Annotated in this window: 14 protein-coding genes and 1 riboswitch; of the genes, 4 read left to right on the top strand and 10 right to left on the bottom strand. The window is 61.2% G+C overall.

What is annotated here, in order from left to right; genetic code table 11:
• Positions 1-26 precede the first annotated feature (26 nt).
• The 4 genes from QKW60_RS11950 to acs all read right to left on the bottom strand — a co-directional run bounded on the left by QKW60_RS11950 (position 27) and on the right by acs (position 4,745).
• Complete coding sequence (locus QKW60_RS11950; protein ID WP_282368982.1) at positions 27-1,754, bottom strand: sodium:solute symporter family protein; 1,728 nt, start codon at positions 1,752-1,754, stop codon at positions 27-29.
• Positions 1,755-1,769: 15 nt separating this feature from the next.
• Positions 1,770-2,027 carry a DUF4212 domain-containing protein gene (locus tag QKW60_RS11945; RefSeq protein WP_263739123.1) on the bottom strand — a complete coding sequence of 86 codons (258 nt, stop codon included), beginning with the start codon at positions 2,025-2,027 and terminating at the stop codon, positions 1,770-1,772.
• Positions 2,028-2,092: 65 nt separating this feature from the next.
• The gene (locus QKW60_RS11940) at positions 2,093-2,773 is read right to left on the bottom strand and encodes an adenylate kinase (RefSeq protein ID WP_282368979.1); all 681 of its coding nucleotides are present in this window, start codon (positions 2,771-2,773) and stop codon (positions 2,093-2,095) included.
• A gap of 4 nt (positions 2,774-2,777) precedes the next feature.
• The gene (acs, locus tag QKW60_RS11935; RefSeq protein ID WP_282368978.1) at positions 2,778-4,745 is read right to left on the bottom strand and encodes an acetate--CoA ligase; all 1,968 of its coding nucleotides are present in this window, start codon (positions 4,743-4,745) and stop codon (positions 2,778-2,780) included.
• 646 nt (positions 4,746-5,391) lie between these two features.
• Between acs and QKW60_RS11930 the strand changes: the two genes are divergently transcribed.
• Together QKW60_RS11930 and QKW60_RS11925 are read left to right on the top strand one after the other, a co-directional pair.
• A complete protein-coding gene (locus QKW60_RS11930) occupies positions 5,392-5,886 on the top strand; it encodes a HugZ family pyridoxamine 5'-phosphate oxidase (RefSeq protein ID WP_282368977.1) in 495 nt (164 codons plus the stop codon).
• A 119-nt stretch (positions 5,887-6,005) separates the two neighbouring features.
• On the top strand, positions 6,006-7,622 hold the full coding sequence (locus tag QKW60_RS11925) for a response regulator (protein ID WP_282368975.1): 1,617 nt from the start codon (positions 6,006-6,008) through the stop codon (positions 7,620-7,622).
• Positions 7,623-7,676: 54 nt separating this feature from the next.
• Here QKW60_RS11925 and QKW60_RS11920 read toward each other — a convergent pair whose 3' ends face one another.
• From QKW60_RS11920 to QKW60_RS11910, 3 genes are all read right to left on the bottom strand, one after another.
• On the bottom strand, positions 7,677-9,974 hold the full coding sequence (locus QKW60_RS11920; RefSeq protein ID WP_282368973.1) for a glycosyl hydrolase family 28-related protein: 2,298 nt from the start codon (positions 9,972-9,974) through the stop codon (positions 7,677-7,679).
• Positions 9,975-10,173: 199 nt separating this feature from the next.
• Positions 10,174-10,593, bottom strand: a complete 420-nt coding sequence (locus tag QKW60_RS11915; protein WP_282368972.1) for a DUF4864 domain-containing protein — start codon at positions 10,591-10,593, stop codon at positions 10,174-10,176.
• 268 nt (positions 10,594-10,861) lie between these two features.
• Positions 10,862-12,442 carry a lysine--tRNA ligase gene (locus QKW60_RS11910; protein ID WP_282368971.1) on the bottom strand — a complete coding sequence of 527 codons (1,581 nt, stop codon included), beginning with the start codon at positions 12,440-12,442 and terminating at the stop codon, positions 10,862-10,864.
• 109 nt (positions 12,443-12,551) lie between these two features.
• Between QKW60_RS11910 and QKW60_RS11905 the strand changes: the two genes are divergently transcribed.
• On the top strand, positions 12,552-12,974 hold the full coding sequence (locus QKW60_RS11905; RefSeq protein WP_282368970.1) for a tellurite resistance TerB family protein: 423 nt from the start codon (positions 12,552-12,554) through the stop codon (positions 12,972-12,974).
• A 114-nt stretch (positions 12,975-13,088) separates the two neighbouring features.
• Here the strand turns inward: QKW60_RS11905 and QKW60_RS11900 are convergent, their stop codons facing one another.
• The 3 genes from QKW60_RS11900 to metZ all read right to left on the bottom strand — a co-directional run bounded on the left by QKW60_RS11900 (position 13,089) and on the right by metZ (position 16,690).
• Complete coding sequence (locus tag QKW60_RS11900; RefSeq protein WP_282368968.1) at positions 13,089-14,198, bottom strand: serine/threonine protein kinase; 1,110 nt, start codon at positions 14,196-14,198, stop codon at positions 13,089-13,091.
• 115 nt (positions 14,199-14,313) lie between these two features.
• On the bottom strand, positions 14,314-15,411 hold the full coding sequence (folE2, locus tag QKW60_RS11895) for a GTP cyclohydrolase FolE2 (protein WP_282368967.1): 1,098 nt from the start codon (positions 15,409-15,411) through the stop codon (positions 14,314-14,316).
• 103 nt (positions 15,412-15,514) lie between these two features.
• Complete coding sequence (metZ, locus tag QKW60_RS11890) at positions 15,515-16,690, bottom strand: O-succinylhomoserine sulfhydrylase (RefSeq protein ID WP_282368966.1); 1,176 nt, start codon at positions 16,688-16,690, stop codon at positions 15,515-15,517.
• A 44-nt stretch (positions 16,691-16,734) separates the two neighbouring features.
• Positions 16,735-16,812: riboswitch (SAM riboswitch) on the bottom strand.
• 101 nt (positions 16,813-16,913) lie between these two features.
• Between metZ and QKW60_RS11885 the strand changes: the two genes are divergently transcribed.
• Complete coding sequence (locus QKW60_RS11885; RefSeq protein WP_282368965.1) at positions 16,914-17,159, top strand: hypothetical protein; 246 nt, start codon at positions 16,914-16,916, stop codon at positions 17,157-17,159.
• Positions 17,160-17,203 lie beyond the last annotated feature (44 nt).

Genomic DNA, 17,203 nt, shown 5'->3' with positions numbered 1-17,203 from the left:
CGGGACGCGCCGTTGTCAGATCAGGCTCAGTGGCCGGTGGCAGCGCCCGCACCTTTCGGGATGCGGATCGATTCCACCAGTTCCTGGATTTCTTCCGGGGTATCCTCGGTCGCGTTCGACACGACATAGGCCACCACGAAGTTGATCAGGGCACCGACCGCACCAAACGAGGTCGATTTGATCGACAGCAGCAGCGGGTCGCTGTCGCTGAACGAGTTGGTATCCGGAAGGAAGAACCAGCCCTTGTGCAGGAAGATGTAGACCAGCGTCACGATCAGACCGACGAGCATCCCCGCCACGGCACCCTTGTTGTTGATGCGCTTCGAGAAGATGCCCATCATCAGAGCCGGGAAGATCGAGCAGGCAGCCAGACCGAAGGCCAGCGCCACCGTCTGCGCCGCGAAGCCCGGAGGATTCAGACCCAGATAGGTTGCAACCGCGATCGCCACACCCATCGAGATCCGGGCTGCCAGAAGCTCGCCCTTTTCCGAGATGTTCGGGTTCAGCTGCCCCTTGATCAGGTCGTGGCTGATCGCCGAAGAGATGGCGAGCAACAGACCTGCGGCCGTTGACAGCGCGGCAGCAAGACCACCGGCGGCCACCAGCGCGATAACCCAGCCCGGAAGTTGGGCAATCTCGGGGTTGGCCAGAACCATGATGTCGTTGTTCACGGTCAGTTCGTTGGCGTCCTTGTCACCGACATACTGGATGAGGCCGTCGCCGTTCTTGTCTTCGAACTTCAACAGACCGGTCTTTTCCCAGTTGTCGACCCAATCAGGCACGTCCGCACGGGCAACCGGCTGTTCGGCCACACCGTTGGGATACATCGTGTTGATCAGGTTCATGCGCGCCATCGCCGCCACGGCCGGGGCCGTGATGTAGAGGATCGCGATGAACACGAGCGCCCAGCCAGCCGACCAGCGGGCATCCGACACACGCGGCACAGTGAAGAAGCGGATGATCACGTGCGGCAGACCTGCCGTACCGATCATCAGCGACAGTGTGAACAGGAACATGTTCAGCGTGGTGTCCGACTGGGTCAGATAGGATTTGAAGCCCAGATCGGTCACCAGACCTTCAAGCGTCGACAGGATCGGCTGACCGGTGGCCACATCGTTGGAGAAGAGCCCCAGACCCGGAATCGGGTTGCCGGTAAGCTGAAGCGAGATGAACACGGCCGGAATGGTGTAGGCGGTGATCAGAACGACATACTGCGCCACCTGGGTGTAGGTGATGCCCTTCATGCCGCCGAGAACTGCATACATGAACACGATTGCCGCACCGATCAGAAGGCCGGTTGTGTTGGAAACTTCAAGGAAGCGAGAGAAGGCAACACCAACGCCGGTCATCTGGCCGATAACATACGTGACCGAAGCAACGATCAGACAGACCACGGCCACCATGCGGGCGGTCGGGCTGTAGAAACGGTCGCCGATGAATTCCGGCACGGTGAACTTGCCGAATTTGCGCAGGTACGGCGCAAGCAGCATCGCCAGCAGAACGTAACCGCCGGTCCAGCCCATCAGGTAGACCGAGGTGTCGTAGCCGCCGAAGGCGATCAGACCCGCCATCGAGATGAAGGAAGCCGCCGACATCCAGTCAGCGCCCGTGGCCATGCCGTTCATGACGGGGTGAACGCCCCGACCGGCGGCATAGAATTCCGACGTGGTGCCCGCACGGGCCCAGATCGCGATGCCGATGTAAAGCGCAAAGGTCGCGCCCACCACCAGCAGGTTGAGTGTAAACTGATCCATTGTCCCTGCTCTCCCTTACTCTTCCACGCCGTGTTCGGCGTCGAGCTTGTTCATGCGCCAGGCGTAAACAAAGATCAGGATCAGGAACACGATGATCGAGCCCTGCTGGGCGAACCAGAAGCCAAGATCTGTCCCCCCGACTTTGATACCTGCGAGCATCGGCCTTAGAAGAATGCCGAAGCCAAAGGACACAACAAACCAGATCACCAAGCAGATCTTGATGAGCCGGACGTTGGCTGCCCAATAGGCGTTGGACGAAGATTTGTCCGCCATTGTATTACTCCCTGAGTTCCCTCGTTCTACCGCGCCCCGGCTCATCCCGGGATGCGGGCCTCCCCTCATTCAGTCGCGCGTTTCACTATCGTCCTCAGTGCCGAGGCGATCGCGTCGATGGAGCCCATCGCATCGACCGTCTGCAGCACTCCCAACTGGTCATAGTGCGCGATCAGTGGTGCCGTGTCGGCGTGATAGGCTTTCAGCCTTTCGCGCGCCGTCTCGGCATTGTCGTCGGCCCGGCGTTTGAAATCCGAGCCGCCGCATTTGTCACAAACACCCGCCTTGGCGGTTTGCTTGTGGGTGTCGTGGTATCCTTCGCCGCAATGAGCGCAGGTAAAGCGTCCCGCCACGCGGTCGATCATGGCCTCATCATCGACCTCAAGGCTGATGGCAGCCGTGACCTGCTGGCCGCTGCCGGCCAGCAATCCGTCCAGCGCCGCGGCCTGTCCGGCTGTCCGTGGAAAACCGTCAAGGATGACACCGGCCTGAACGTCCGGCATGGCCATCCGGTCCTTGAGGATCGCCAGCACGATCTCATCGCTGACAAGACCGCCGGATTCCATGACCGCTTTTGCGGCGAGGCCAGAAGGTGTGCCCTCTGCCACGGCCGCGCGCAGCAGGTCGCCGGTCGAAAGCTGGATCAGGCCAAAGCGCTCCTCCAGCATCCGCGCCTGCGTGCCCTTGCCGGCACCCGGAGGCCCGAGAAGGATAAGAACAGCGGGGGTTGTTACAACCTCGCTCATCGCGTCAGCCCCGGTTCATGCGGTTGTTGATCAGATCGTCCACGACCGACGGATCGGCAAGCGTCGAGGTGTCGCCCAGCGCGCCATAGTCGTTCTCGGCGATCTTGCGCAGGATGCGGCGCATGATCTTGCCCGAGCGGGTCTTCGGCAGGCCGGGCGCCCACTGGATCAGGTCAGGCGAGGCGATGGGACCGATCTCGGTCCGCACCCATTTCACCAGTTCCTTGCGCAGGTCCTCTGACGGCTCCACACCGTTCATCAGGGTGACATAGGCGTAGATGCCCTGCCCCTTGATGTCGTGCGGGTAGCCGACCACGGCGGCTTCGGCGACATTCTGATGCGCGACAAGGGCGCTTTCGACCTCGGCCGTCCCCATCCGATGACCCGACACGTTGATCACGTCATCGACGCGGCCAGTGATCCAGTAGTAGCCGTCCTCGTCCCGGCGACAGCCATCACCGGTGAAGTAATAGCCTTTGTACTGGGTGAAATACGCCTCCTGGAACCGCGCGTGATCGCCCCAGAGCGTCCGCATCTGGCCCGGCCAGCTGTCGGACATGCACAAGACCCCTTCGGCCTTGGTATCCGCCTGGACAGCCCCTGTCGCGGCATCAAGGACCACCGGCTTCACGCCGAAGAACGGCAACGTGGCCGAGCCGGGCTTGGTCGGGATCGCACCGGGCAGCGAGGTGATCATATGGCCGCCGGTTTCGGTCTGCCAGAACGTATCGACGATCGGGCAACGCCCTTTGCCGACATGTTTGTCATACCAGACCCAGGCCTCCGGATTGATCGGTTCCCCGACCGAACCCAGAACTTTCAATGACGAGAGGTCGTATTTTTCGACGAATTCCGGGCCCTGCCCCATCAGGGCGCGGATGGCAGTCGGGGCGGTGTAGAACTGGTTAACCTTGTGCTTTTCACACACCGCCCAGAACCGCCCTGCGTCCGGATAGGTCGGCACGCCCTCGAACATGAGGGTCGTGGCGCCGTTCGCGAGGGGTCCATAGACGATATAGGAGTGGCCGGTGACCCAGCCGACATCGGCGGTGCACCAGAAGACATCGCCGTCGTGATAGTCGAATGTGTATTGGTGGGTCATCGAGGCATAGACGAGGTAGCCGCCCGTGGTGTGGACAACACCCTTCGGCTTGCCGGTCGAGCCCGACGTGTAGAGGATAAACAGCGGATCCTCCGCCCCCATCGGTTCGGGCGCGCAATCGGAACTGGCATCCGCCATTCCGGCCAGCACATCGACATCGCGGCCATCGACCCAGGTGGTCTGGTCGCCGGTATGCTTTACGACAAGGCATTTCACCTTGTCATCGCAATGCAGCAGCGCCGCATCCGTGTTCGACTTCAGCGCCGTACGGCGGCCACCGCGCGGGGCTGTGTCGGCGGTGATGACAGCCTTCGCCTCGCTGTCATTGATCCGGTTAGCCAAGGCATCCGGCGAGAAGCCTGCGAAAACGATGGAATGGATCGCACCGATCCGGGCACAGGCCAGCATCGCATAGGCGGCCTCGGGGATCATCGGAAGGTAGATGACAACCCGGTCGCCCTTGGCGATGCCATTCGCCTTCAGCACATTCGCCATGCGCCCGACATTGTCGGCCAGTTCCTTGTAAGAGATATGGCGGGCAGGCGTTGCAGGATCATCCGGTTCCCAGATGATCGCGGTCTGGTCGCCACGGGTCGCAAGGTGACGGTCAACGCAGTTGGCCGCAACGTTCAGGACGCCATCTTCGTACCACTTGATCGAGACTTCGCCGAACTTGAAGCTCGTATCCTTCACCTTGGTATAGGGCTTGATCCAGTCGAGGCGCTTGCCCTCTTCTCCCCAAAAGGCGGCAGGATCGGACACCGAGGCGGCATACATCTTCGCGTAGGTCTCTGGCGTTGCGTGGGCTTTATCAAACCCGGCCGGGATTTCCCGCTTCGCCGTTGCATCCGTCGCGTTCTGGGCCGCCATCGCTGTCCTCCATCCATCAGGTGCCGACTTTCCGCGGGGCCTGGCAAATAGCCGCACCGCCCCCTTCGAAGCCTTGTTGCGGGCATTGTAAACTAATTGTTCATTTGTTTGTAACTTATTTTTTATATTGGATTTTTTAGTAAATAAATTCACAGAAAAGTCGATAATTTTGTAAACGATCTGGCTGTCGGCATATTTTTGCCATGATTTATCAAACGATTGGCTGTTCACGACTTGGTGAATACACGCACACCGTGTGACGCCTGGGATGCGGGGCTCTGCCGGCACTTCGCGTCGGCACTCCATCGGCCATTTTTGACGAATGCGTGCTGTTATCGCTCACATTCCGTTGCGATTCGACGGCGACGGTCAGCTAGTGCTGCCGACGGTCCAATCCTGAATTGGCAGAGCGAAACGGATCTGGTGCACATTGGGCGATCCCGAACCATTCCGCCCCCCGAATGACGCTTCAGGCAACAGAACTGAAATGTCAGACAACGGGCCCCGTTATTGTCCCTTGGTCGATCAGCCGCCGTGACGCATGGCCTTCTGTTTGATAAAGGCTTCAACCAATAACCGGGTCAGGCCGCGCTTGCCCGGGTCATTCCCGGCTGATACCGCATCAGAGCCAACCCGGTGGAACACGATGACCGATCGCTCCAGCCCCTACAATCAGACGGACGGCGAAGCCCGGGGGATAGCGCACAAGCTCCTTCGCGACGCGACCACGGCTGCGCTTGCAGTGACCGAGGCCGATACCGGCGCACCCTTTGTCAGCCGCATCGGCTTTGGCCTCTCCCCTGAGGGCGTGCCGATGACGCTCATCTCCGACCTCGCGTTGCACAGCCGGGCATTGCGCAACGACCCGCGCGCGGCTCTGCTGATCGGCGAGGCCGGTTCCAGGGGCGACCCGCTGACCCATCCCCGGCTGACCATCCGCGCCACTGCGCGGTTCGTCTTGCGGAATGAAGTAGACCATCACGCCCTGCGCGCGGCATGGCTCGGCACCCATCCGAAGGCCACGCTCTATGTCGACTTCGCGGATTTCCACTTTGTGCTTTTCGATATCGTCAGTGGCCACCTGAATGCTGGCTTCGCTAAGGCCTATGCACTTGACCAGAAAGACCTTACAGTGCGTTAAAACTGCGCAGATCCGGCGGCCCCACCCGCCCCGGCCCCTGTCGCAACGGAGAAAACGGGCGGGTGCGCATGGTTGAGCGGACAACCTCGACAGATGAGATATCGCGCCAAAGGCAGCGGATGGAAGCCGACCTGGTCTCGCGCCAGATTGGTGTTGCGCTGAGCTGCATCCTGTTTTTCTTCTTCCTGCCCTTCTGGCTGGTCTTCTTCGTCTATCTCGTCTGCGTCGGAACCGAGATCGGTCAGCTCCGCATGATGCGGGCCTATGAAGAAACGCCGCTGCCCCGGATACGTGTCGCGTTCCTGGCAAATTCCTTCTTCGGTCTTGCCGCGTATTGCATTCCCGCGTTGGTTCTGTGGAACATGGGAAACCCGCTGGTAATGTTCGCAGGCACGCTTTCCCTCGTCGGGGCACTGCTCAACGTATCCGTGGTGCGCTCGGTCCATCTGCCGCTTGGAATACTCAGCGGGATACCTCCGGCCCTCACCCTGTTGTGGCTACCCGTCCAGCAAATGCTGCAACCCGGCGCTACCCTGCCGGCCGGGGTCGCGACTGCGGCCGTCATTGCCCTGATCGGTTATTTCCTTTCGGCCATGATCCAAAACCACAAAGCCCAGTCGCATCTCATCAAAGCGATCGAGCAGTCGGACGCTGCCAGCCGCGCCAAGTCGCGTTTCCTGGCGGCGATGAGCCATGAAGTGCGCACCCCGCTGAACTCAATCCTCGGCCATAGTCAGCTATTGCGCGAAGAAAGCACCGGGGCGGCTTCGGAGAACCACGCCAAGATCATCGAAGCGTCGGCACGAACTCTGAAGATGCTGGTCGAGGACGTGATCGACCTGGCACAGGCGACCGAAGGCAATATCCGGTTCCATCCGGTAACAACGGTGATCCACCGTGAACTGGAACACGCGGCGGCGATGAAACTACCCGTCAAGCCCGAGCAAGAGCCCGAAATCACGGTCTCCATTTCGTCGGAAGTGCCCGAATTCGGGCGGTTCGATCCGATCCTGATCCGAAAATGCCTCAGCCATCTCTGTGCCGTCGTCGCGGCGGACCCGAACTCCGGCGCCCGGCCGCACCTGAATCTGCGCTGCGCTTTGCCCCCGGGGCGTCAGGATCGGATCAGGCTGACAATCGCTGGACCCCCCGCGAAAAGCGCCAAGGCCAATACAGATCCGGCACCCGACGCAGCCGGATCTCTTGCCCTGTCGCTTGTCCAGCAAATGGCCGGGGTGATCGGAGGCACCTCTGACTTGATGCGGTCGCCCGACGGCAGCCTTGTTGCGAGAATTGAGTTTCCGTTCGTCACGATCCCGGACCCCCCCGCCACAGGGGCGGAAACTGTCTATGGCAGACTTCGCGTTCTTGTCGTCGACGATGTTGCCACGAACCGCCTCGTCGTATGCCAGATGCTCCGCTCGCTCCGCATTGAGGCCATCGAAGCCGATAGCGGCCGTGAAGCGCTCGAATGGCTTCGTGCTGAGGCATTTGACCTCGTGCTCTTGGACATGAACATGCCGGATATGGATGGTGAGGCGACCCTCCGCGAAATCCGCGATGCCGGGCAAGACTGGGCCGGCATCCCGGTTATCGCGCTTACCGCCGATGCGGTGACCTATCAGCGCGACCACTACATGGCGCTGGGGCTGAACGGCTACCTGACGAAACCCGTCGACAAACGCCTGCTGTGGGCCGAGATCCTGACTGCCGCCCCGCCGCCGCCACCGCTGTAGCTGTATGCAAAAAGGCCGGGTTTCCCCGGCCCCTATTGCTGACCTTCGCCAGCGTCAATTCGGATTGTCCATCCTTACGGTAACATTGACACGCCCCTTTGAAGGCTGGGCCCAGTTCAGCGTGATCTGGTTCTTCGACGCGCCCTGGGTGACATCGACATAGGGCATGTCGGTTCGCCGTACGCTCGACGGCCCGGTGATCATCCCTTCGGCCACAACCGCATCGACATTTCGGGCCCAGCCACCAAAGGGCAGATAAGGGCCCGGATCGACCGTCCAGACCGTCGCCTCGGTAACCTGGTCATGCTGAACCAGTACCGGATTGGCGATAGCCTGATTGACGCTCGTAAAGGTGTTCTCGCCCACCCAGATATTCCTCATGGAGAAATTGACCAGCGGCGCAAAGGTCGTGTCCACCTTCTCGACCCGGTCAACAGACCCATTCAGCGACCGGAACACATTGCCCGAAAGGTTGAGCCCGCGAATGTAATGACCCGAACCATAGGGTTTGACGACGATCCAGCTGAACCACGGCGCGACATCGGCCACCGTAAAAGTATTGCCGGTGATCGTCAGCCCGCCGAACGAGAACTGGTTGGCAAAGTCAGGATCGGATTCGTACTCGTTGGTCCATTCGATGAACGAGTTGTCGATGTAATTGCCATTGATCGTCGATTTCACATCCGTTCCGGCAAGCACCAGACCGGCCACCCTCAGCCCGGCTGTCTCCTGATCGCCCTGGAACCAATGGTTGCCGGAAATCAGGTTGCCATTGCCGCCCAGCACGACGAAATGGCGGAAATGGACGGCGCGGTTGTCGCGGATCTTTACGTCATTGGCGTTGGTGTTGATCGCGATGGAAATCCGGTCCTGCGACCGGAGCGGGCTTTCATTCGAAACGAACTGGCACCGGTCGATCAGCATCCCCTGGCAGCCCCGCCCGATCGAGGTGATGCCCCGGTTCTTCGGGCCAAGGACATGGCTGTCGCGCAACTGAAAGATCGACCCGGCCGGCGCCAGCATGATCCCGCTGGCCTCGCCGCCGCATTCGAATTGAACATCGTCGAGGATCATGTTCGACAGAGAGGCGAAGCCCGAGAAATCGAGCACGTATTTGTAGCGCGTGAACGTATAGACCTGAGTTCCCGCCGCGCCATAAAACGGCTGGCTAAGGGTCAGCGTCCCGGCACCGACATTGACCGAGGTAACATAGACCTCTCGGCCCACGCCGACCCCCTCCACCAGCGCACCGACCGGGATATTGGCGATATTGGCGACCGCCGACAGAACCAGGTCATTGCCTATCGAATAGCTCGCCTGCGACGTCACCGTTACGGTATCCCATGCCGGACCGGCGATGACGTTGAACTGCCCGTTGCGGATCGTGCGGCGCGACGAAAAGCTTGTCTTGTTGTTCACTGCCGCCTGCATGTCGATCGGTTCAGTGATCTCGATCCGCCGCCCGCACATATCCAGCGTGTCGTGGTCGGCGAAGTTCACCAGCGCCTGATAGGCCTTCTTGAAGCCCAGTTCCTCGCTCCCGAAGGCATCCGCATAGCTGGGCAGATCGAAACTGCGGGTCATCGCGATCCGGCGGTTGACCGGCATCGTCAAAGTGCCCTCGAACCGCGCGGGAGATTCCAGCGTGACATCGGCATCAAGAAAATATGTCCCGGCGGAAAACAGCAGCGTCCGGCCCGTCGCCGCAGCGGCAGCATCGGCAGCCTCGACGGCAGCGGCGTCATTGGTGACGCCATCGCCTACCGCGCCGTAGTCGCGGACATCAACCCAGTCCATCATCGTGCGCAGGAAGGCCGAGGTGATGTCTTCTATCTCGATATCGTCGATCCGGACGATCCCGCCATTCGCGCCGGTCAGGTCAATCCCGAAATGGCCGAACAGTGCGGACGTGCCCCAGCTCATGTCGACGCCATTGCGATTGCCGGTGCCGACTAAGGCCTCGACCGTCTCGACCTTGCCATACGCGGTTAGCGCCACGCTTGGCCCGGTCTCGACCACGCCCGCCAGATGCGCTCCACCCGCGCCGCCCGCCCAGGCCGCGATCCGGACCGAGGGCAGGTTGCCGCTCATCGCCTTCACGCGCGCCCGGATGCGCAGATAACAGCCCGGCAGGATCGTCGTCTCACCCATGTAGCGCAGCTTGGCAACCGTCGTCGTTTTCTGAAGCTCCAGACACGAGGCGAAATCCTGATCGGCCGTCACGAGCGCCGCGTTTACCGCACCGTCATAGGTCGGCGATCCCGGCGTGCCATCGCCGCTCGACCACACCGTCAGCCCGTTCTCGAATGCAGGCGGCATGAAGACCAGCCCGTCGGTAATCGCCTTGTTCATAGCTCAGAACCCCTTGTCGTTGTCCACACCCCGTCCGACGGCGCCCGCGTCGCGCAGCCCAGGACAGGCGGCGCAGGCCCGGATAACGGGCCCTCGCGGAGACTGCTCATCTTGGGAAATCACGGGCCACGAACGGCCCTCGCCCGATAGCTCTACCGGGAAACGCTTTGGGAATTGTTAGGGCTACGCACGGCCTATCTCAAACACCGACATCCGAGGGTGGCACCGGATAGACTCCGTTGATGAGCCAGCCATCGGGGCCCGCGATCATCTCATAGTCGAACAGATGGAACTGCCCCGCACCGTCGCGGAACCCCATGCGTTGTAGGACGTGCCCGTTCTCTTCATGCAGGTCCAGATAGCGAACCGCATCGGGCCGCCAGATCATCGGATACCCGGTCTCGACCATGCGCCCGAAAGTCTCGGGATCGCGGAACATACCTTGTATCATCGGCGAGGCGAAATCGAACGCGGCTGAAAGGTCGTCGGCCGCGAAAGCCTCGATCTGCCGGCCAATAACCGCCTGAATGTCGGATTTGTCGTCAGCTAACGCGACACCGGGATTGCCGACCAAGGCCCCTCCGGCAATCAGCGCGAAAGCCAGTATTTTTCGCGGCATCGCTGCCTCCGCAACCGACGCTGTTACTCACTTATACCGCAATATCCGATCGCAGCCAAACAGCGGCGGCGAAGCCCAGAAATCAAACTCTTCGACTTCAGATGAACGGAACCAGAGGAACGCCGTTGCCGCAACCACCCAGCAAGGCCGTGAGCAGGATCAGAACCATTAACCGCATCGCATTTCCCTTTCCGGATACGCAATATTGTCTGGTCCGATCCTAGCTCGGCAGCGTGCACCACACGAGGAGATTCAGCGCCGTTTTCCCCTATGCGGCCAATTGTCCTGCGAGGGCCCGTTCGATCAGCGCCACCGTATCTTCGACACCGTATAGCGCGATGAACCCGCCGAAACGCGGCCCTTGCGATGCGCCAAGCAGCACCTCGTAAAGCGCCGTGAACCAGTCGCGCAAGGGCTCGAATTCATGTTCCTTGCCCACCGCAAAGACCATGGACTGCAACGCCTCAGCATCAAGCCCGCCATCCCAGACCTTGAGGCGCGAAACGAGATCCTCCATCGCCGCCCGTTCCTTGTCGGTCGGTGCGCGGAAGACCCGTGTCGGCGCAACATGATCGTTGAAGTAACGCACTGCAAAGGCCGCCGCCTGATCGAGCTGCGGGTTGGTCTCGGGCGAGGCGTCGGGCGCATATTTGCGGATGAAACCCCAAAGTCCGTCCTTGTCCTTGGCCCCGGCCACCGAAGCGAGGTTCAGGAGCATCGCGAAGGGAACCACCATGTCCGATACGGGCGGCTGACCGTTATGGATGTGCCAGACCGGATTGGCGAGCTTTCCCGCATCGTCCTGATCGGGGAACGCCCGCAACTGCTGGTGATATTCATCCACCGCCTTCGGGATCACGTCCCACCACAGCCGCTTTGCCGTCTTGGGCTTCAGATACATGAAATAGCCCAACGACTCCGTCGCCGCATAGGTCAGCCATTCGTCAATCGTCAGGCCGTTGCCCTTCGATTTCGAAATCTTCTGTCCTTCTTCGTCGAGGAACAGCTCATAGGTGAAATGCTCGGGCTTCTTTCCGCCCAGAACCTCACAGATGCCGTCATAAATCGGCGTGTTGGTCGAGTGGTCCTTGCCATACATCTCGAAATCGACATCCAGCGCCGCCCAGCGCGCACCGAAATCCGGTTTCCACTGTAGCTTCACATTACCGCCCGTCACCGGCAGCGTCCATTCGCGGCCCGTCTCATCGTCGAAGGTGACGGTGTGGTTCACCTTGTCGACATGCTTGATCGGCACATAAAGCACGCGACCCGTCTCAGGGTGGATCGGCAGGAAGCAGGAATAGGTCTGCTGGCGCTCCTCGCGCAAGCTTGCCAGCATGATTTCCATGATCTGCTCATACCGCTCGGCGGCCAGCCGCAGCGTATCGTCGAAAGCGCCCGAATGGTAGAACTCAGTCGCTGAATAGAATTCGTACTCAAAGCCGAATGTATCGAGGAACCGCCGCAACATCGCGTTGTTGTGGTGGCCGAAGCTCTCGTATTCACCGAACGGGTCAGGCACGCTTGTCAACGGCTTCTGGATATTGGCCTTCAGAAGCTCCTGCTGCGGCACGTTCTCCGGCACCTTCCGCATCCCGTCCAGATCGTCCGAGAAACAGAAAAGCCGCGTCGGGATGTCCGAGATGATCTCGAAGGCCCGGCGGATCATCGTCGTGCGCTGCACCTCGCCGAAGGTGCCGATATGTGGCAGGCCGGACGGGCCATAACCGGTCTCGAACAACACATAGCCCTTTTCGGGGTCCTTCTTCTCATAGCGTTTCAGCACGCGACGCGCTTCCTCGAAAGGCCAGGCTTTGGAGTTCATCGCAGCATCGCGCAGTGAAGACATGATACATATTCCCGAAAGGATGGCGCCCCATGCGCCACAAGGTCCGGTTCCTATTGAACGAGCAGCAGAACGTCAATAATTTGCCCGGCAAAGCACAAAGGACAAGACAGTGACACATACCCTGCCCGCCTTCTCCGCCCAGGACGCGCTTGTCGCGATCATGGTCACCGTCTCGGTCTCAGACGAAACCATCCGCACGTCGGAGCTCGTGGCCATCGAACGACAGGTCAACCACCTGCCGATCTTCGCCAATTACGACCTCGACAATGCCAAGGAAGTCGCCGCGACGGTCTACAAGCTGATGGAGGAGGATGACGGCCTCGATACGCTGTTCGCAATGGTCAAGGAAGCGCTTCCGGACCGTCTCTGGGAAACAGCATATGCGCTCGCCTGCGATGTCGCAGCCGCCGATGGCACGATCCGGCAGGCCGAACTCAGGCTTCTGGAAGAAATCCGCCACGAACTGGTCATCGACCGCCTCCATGCGGCCGCCATCGAGCGCGGCGCCCGCGCGCGTCACCTGACACTTTGACCTATCGGGCTGTGCCTGGCGCGTTTGCCCACTACGCCAGGCACCAGATCACAGGCGGCCGTCTGATCAGCAATTTTGCGGTAGCTTAAGTTCGAACTCCGAACCGAGCAGTCCTTACTGCTTCGGGAAATAATCCTCGCAACCGCCCTCGCGGTAGACATCCGCCGTGCAGCAATGCAGGCCACCGCCAAAGGCATATGCATCGCGCAATTCGACCGGGACGACCTCCATCCCCAGCTTGTCCATCTGTTCCATCTGGTAGACCTCCGAGGCCTCGACACACACCGTCTTGGGGTCGAGCACGAGGACGTTCATGCTGAGCCAGGTCGAGGAATAGCAGAGCGGCGGCGGGGCATTGTGGGCGGGCTGGGCGGCGTCCACGATCTCCCAGTCATTGGCCTTGAACATCTTGCGCTGCTCTTCCGGCAGACGCCGCTGAGGGTTGTTGAGGATCAGGCCGGGGCGCAAGGGCGTGAAGGTCGCGTCGATATGAATTGGATAGGGATCGCCGGGGAAGTTCACCGCATGAACGCGGTGATCGGGGAAATGGCGGCGCAGCCATTCGATCCCCTTGAGGTTGGTGGTAAAACCGTGCTGCACGACAAGGTCGCGGCCAAAGCGCAGAACATCGGCGGCGTCGAAAAGGGGTTCTTCCTCGGTCGTGACAAAGAACTTCTCGGCGGTCCATTTCAGACGCTTTTCGACGCCGATCTTTTCCGAAAGGTAATCGGGATGGTAATCCGCATCCGTCAGCCGCGGCTTCGGCGCGCTTTCGTGGCGGAACTTCGGGTCTTCGTTGAAATACTGCTGCATCAGCGGCCGGTAGTTCAGATACTCGAACCAGCGGCAGCGATAGGACATCGTGGCCTCCAGCATTTCTGATCCCACGGTCAGCAGCACATCGCGCGGCGGCATGCAGCCGAACTGGCTGTCGGTGTGGAAATCGGGCGTGGTGGCGGGCAGGCTGTGGTCGATGGGCGTGGGCCGGTCCACGCGGATGCCGCGCCCCTCCAGCATCGACGCGAAGTTGTCCAGAAGCTCATTTGCCCGGTCAATCGTCTCCTGCGGCCGCCGCCCCCACTGACCGCGCATGTCGCTGTCCTCGGGCACCTTGGCGTCCAGCGCGGGCTCCTCGGGCGGGATATGGCAATTGTCGGCCCGGCCGACGATGACATGTTTCAGCGGGTCCCATTCGTTCCAGCTGTTCACGACGGTCTTTTGCATGTGATCCCATCCCCCGATCGGTGTTTGCCCGAATTCCTAGGGGGATGGCCTGCGGCACACAAGCCCCGGGAGCGACGTGAAACGGCCAACCCGCGCCAAGCGGCCGTGCCGCCGCTTACCCGATCTTGTGAAGCGAGGAAAAGAGCCGCGGGTCGATGCTGTCGGCGACGAAGGTCGGACCCTCGGTCAGGATCGACACGGCATCATGGCTGTGCAGGCTTTCCTGATGGCTGGCGACGATGCGGAAATCGCCGATCCGGTCGTCGCCCAGAAGCCGCTCGGCAAAGCTGCGTGCCGCATCCTCGACGAAGATCGGGTTGGCGGCGTTCAGTTCGGCAAAGGCCTGTTCATCCTCGCGCTTCACCATCACCTGCGTCTCGGTCGGCACGGCGGCGCGGGCAAGGTCGATCAGATCCTCGTACCAGAGCCGTTTGCCGCCCTCCTCCACCACCGAAATCCGGGCAACAGAGCGCTGCGAATGCGGCGTGGCCAGTTGCCCGCGCGCCTGGCGCGCATGTTCGGAAAGCTCCAGCGAACAGGGGCACGTCGAGGAATAGACATAGTCGAGATGGGTGATCCGGGTCTGCCGCCCCTCGCGCTCCATCAGTTCCAGCGCGATGTCGTAATACTGCCAGCCGGTCAGGCCCGAACGCAGCGATTGCACCTTCGCGGGGAACGAAAACCGCATCATCAGACGGGCGTCGACGCTGTCATGGTCCTTCTTGTAGTCCTCCAGCACGGCGGCGAGGACCGAGAAAGAAAAGGTCCGCTCGGCATGGGCATAGAAGGACCGCATGATGCGGCTCATATTGATGCCCTTCTTTTCGCCGATCAGGGACACCGTTCCGGTGACCGAGGTCTCCAGCGTGATGTCGCCGCCATCGCGGGTGTGAAAGACGATGGGCAGGCGGAAATTCGAGATGCCGACATGCTGGATCGGCGCCTGCGCGCCCACGATCAGGCTTGAGGGGCCGTTCTGAAGATCGGGCATGGAGGCGCGATAGGCCTCGTCCGCCCTAAATCCTTCGGGATATGTCCGCGACAGATCGGGATAGTTGCCGACTTCACGCTCTGGCAGCAGCCGCGCGATGGCGGGGTCGAGCCGGGCGACCTCGGTCGGGTCGGCGCGTTCCGCCCAGGCACGCAGGACGGCCAAAGCCTCCTCGGCATCGGCGCGGTTCGGTTCCCGGTCAATCTCGCCCACGAAGTTCATGGCAAGCTCCTCGATGGTCCGGACAAGACCGGACGACCCATTATGCGGGAAGGCCGGGCACCTTGTCCAACCCTACGCGGATATTCTCGGCGCTTTAGCGACCTTAGACCGCATCCAGCGCCTGACGGAGATCGGCCAGGAGGTCGCCCGCATCTTCGATCCCGACCGACAGACGCACGAGACCCGGGGTGATGCCGAGCATGGCCTTCTGGTCGGCCGGAAGGCGCTGGTGGGTCGTCGTTGCGGGATGGGTGATGATCGACTTGGCATCGCCGAGATTGTTGGAAATCTTCACGATCTCCAGCGCATTGAGGAAACGGAAGGCACCTGCCTGCCCGCCCTTCACCTCAAGCGTCACCACTGTGCCGCCCGCCCCCATCTGCTCCATCGCGATCCCGTGCTGGGCATGGCCCCTGAGACCCGGATAGATCACGCGGGCCAGCTTTTCATGCCCCTCCAGCGCCTCGGCCAGCGCCAGCGAATTGGCCGCCTGTGCCTTGACCCGCAGATCGAGCGTTTCCAACCCTTTAAGCATCACCCAGGCATTAAACGGGCTCAAAGCCGCGCCAGTATGCTTCAGATAGGGTTCCAGAACCTTGCGGATATAGGCCTTCGACCCGCAGACCACACCCCCGAGGCAGCGTCCGCCGCCGTCGATATGCTTGGTGGCGGAGTAGACGATCACATCGGCACCCAGCTCAACCGCTTTCGAAAAGGTCGGTGTCGCAAAGACGTTGTCGACGATCACGATCGCGCCCACGCCATGGGCGATCTCGCAGACCGATTTCACGTCGATGACCTCGAGCGTCGGGTTCGACACGGATTCGAGGAAGACCGCCTTGGTGTCCGGGCGCATCGCGGCGCGCCACTGATCCGGATCGGTGCCGTCAACCAGCGTCACGTCGACGCCGAAACGACCCAGAATCTCAAGGACATACAGGCACGACCCAAAGAGCGCCCGCGCCGCCACGACATGGTCGCCCGCTTTCAGCATCGAGGTCAGTGCACCATTGACCGCGGCCATGCCGCTTGCGGTGGCAAAGGCGTCCTCGGTCCCCTCGATCGCAGCCATGCGCTCTTCGAACATCCGCACGGTCGGGTTGCCGTAGCGGGCATAGATGAACTCATCCGGCCCGCTTTCGATGAAGCGCGCCTCGGCTTGCTCAGCGCTTTCATAGACGAAGCCCTGCGTCAGATAGATCGCTTCGGACATCTCGCCATACTGGCTGCGGCGTGCGCCCGCATGGATGAGTTTGGTGCGTGTTTTCCAGTCTGCCATGGCCGTTCCTCCGGCAACAAAAAACCCCCACCGGAACAGGTGGGGGCCTCGGGCCTCCGACCTCTTTAGCGGCATGTTTAACGTGGCCCGCAATCCGGTAACAAATCGCCACACGACAGGCGATAGCGCGAAGTGGACGCCGGGTCAACGTCCGAATACAGCCCAGATCCTTGTGACCGCCGTCCCGATGCGGTCAACTGGCCTCACAGCGAAAGGAGATTCGATGCCCCGTTCCGCCGCCCTCGCCGCCGTCTTTGCCCTTGCCGCCTGCGTTCAGCCGTCGCCTGAAACGCACGGTGAGTTTCGTATCGGGGCCGAGACCTACCGGATTACCGAGAACGCCGCCGGCACGTGGCGGGTTCTGGTCGACGGCCGGCCCGTCATCTGCTCCAAGCCGACGGAAGAGGCCTGCTACTGGTCGGTCCGTCATTACCTGACCTCGCAGGAGGTTCTCAACGATTACGGCTAAAGCGTTTCAGATTTGCGTTGAGAGTTCAAGCATTTGAATTCGGA

The organism is Albidovulum aestuarii, assembly GCF_029961185.1.
Lineage (GTDB): Bacteria > Pseudomonadota > Alphaproteobacteria > Rhodobacterales > Rhodobacteraceae > Albidovulum > Albidovulum aestuarii.
This window is presented reverse-complemented; position numbering and strand designations above follow the sequence as displayed.

Excerpts from the sequence above, each read along its gene's own strand:
- QKW60_RS11940 (WP_282368979.1), bottom strand. The coding sequence starts at position 2,773 with ATGAGCGAGGTTGTAACAACCCCCGCTGTTCTTATCCTTCTCGGGCCT.
- QKW60_RS11950 (WP_282368982.1), bottom strand. The coding sequence starts at position 1,754 with ATGGATCAGTTTACACTCAACCTGCTGGTGGTGGGCGCGACCTTTGCG.
- QKW60_RS11930 (WP_282368977.1), top strand. The coding sequence starts at position 5,392 with ATGACCGATCGCTCCAGCCCCTACAATCAGACGGACGGCGAAGCCCGG.
- QKW60_RS11910 (WP_282368971.1), bottom strand. The coding sequence starts at position 12,442 with ATGTCTTCACTGCGCGATGCTGCGATGAACTCCAAAGCCTGGCCTTTC.
- metZ (WP_282368966.1), bottom strand. The coding sequence starts at position 16,690 with ATGGCAGACTGGAAAACACGCACCAAACTCATCCATGCGGGCGCACGC.
- QKW60_RS11885 (WP_282368965.1), top strand. The coding sequence starts at position 16,914 with ATGCCCCGTTCCGCCGCCCTCGCCGCCGTCTTTGCCCTTGCCGCCTGC.
- QKW60_RS11920 (WP_282368973.1), bottom strand. The coding sequence starts at position 9,974 with ATGAACAAGGCGATTACCGACGGGCTGGTCTTCATGCCGCCTGCATTC.
- QKW60_RS11900 (WP_282368968.1), bottom strand. The coding sequence starts at position 14,198 with ATGCAAAAGACCGTCGTGAACAGCTGGAACGAATGGGACCCGCTGAAA.
- acs (WP_282368978.1), bottom strand. The coding sequence starts at position 4,745 with ATGGCGGCCCAGAACGCGACGGATGCAACGGCGAAGCGGGAAATCCCG.
- QKW60_RS11915 (WP_282368972.1), bottom strand. The coding sequence starts at position 10,593 with ATGCCGCGAAAAATACTGGCTTTCGCGCTGATTGCCGGAGGGGCCTTG.
- QKW60_RS11945 (WP_263739123.1), bottom strand. The coding sequence starts at position 2,027 with ATGGCGGACAAATCTTCGTCCAACGCCTATTGGGCAGCCAACGTCCGG.
- QKW60_RS11925 (WP_282368975.1), top strand. The coding sequence starts at position 6,006 with ATGGAAGCCGACCTGGTCTCGCGCCAGATTGGTGTTGCGCTGAGCTGC.
- folE2 (WP_282368967.1), bottom strand. The coding sequence starts at position 15,411 with ATGAACTTCGTGGGCGAGATTGACCGGGAACCGAACCGCGCCGATGCC.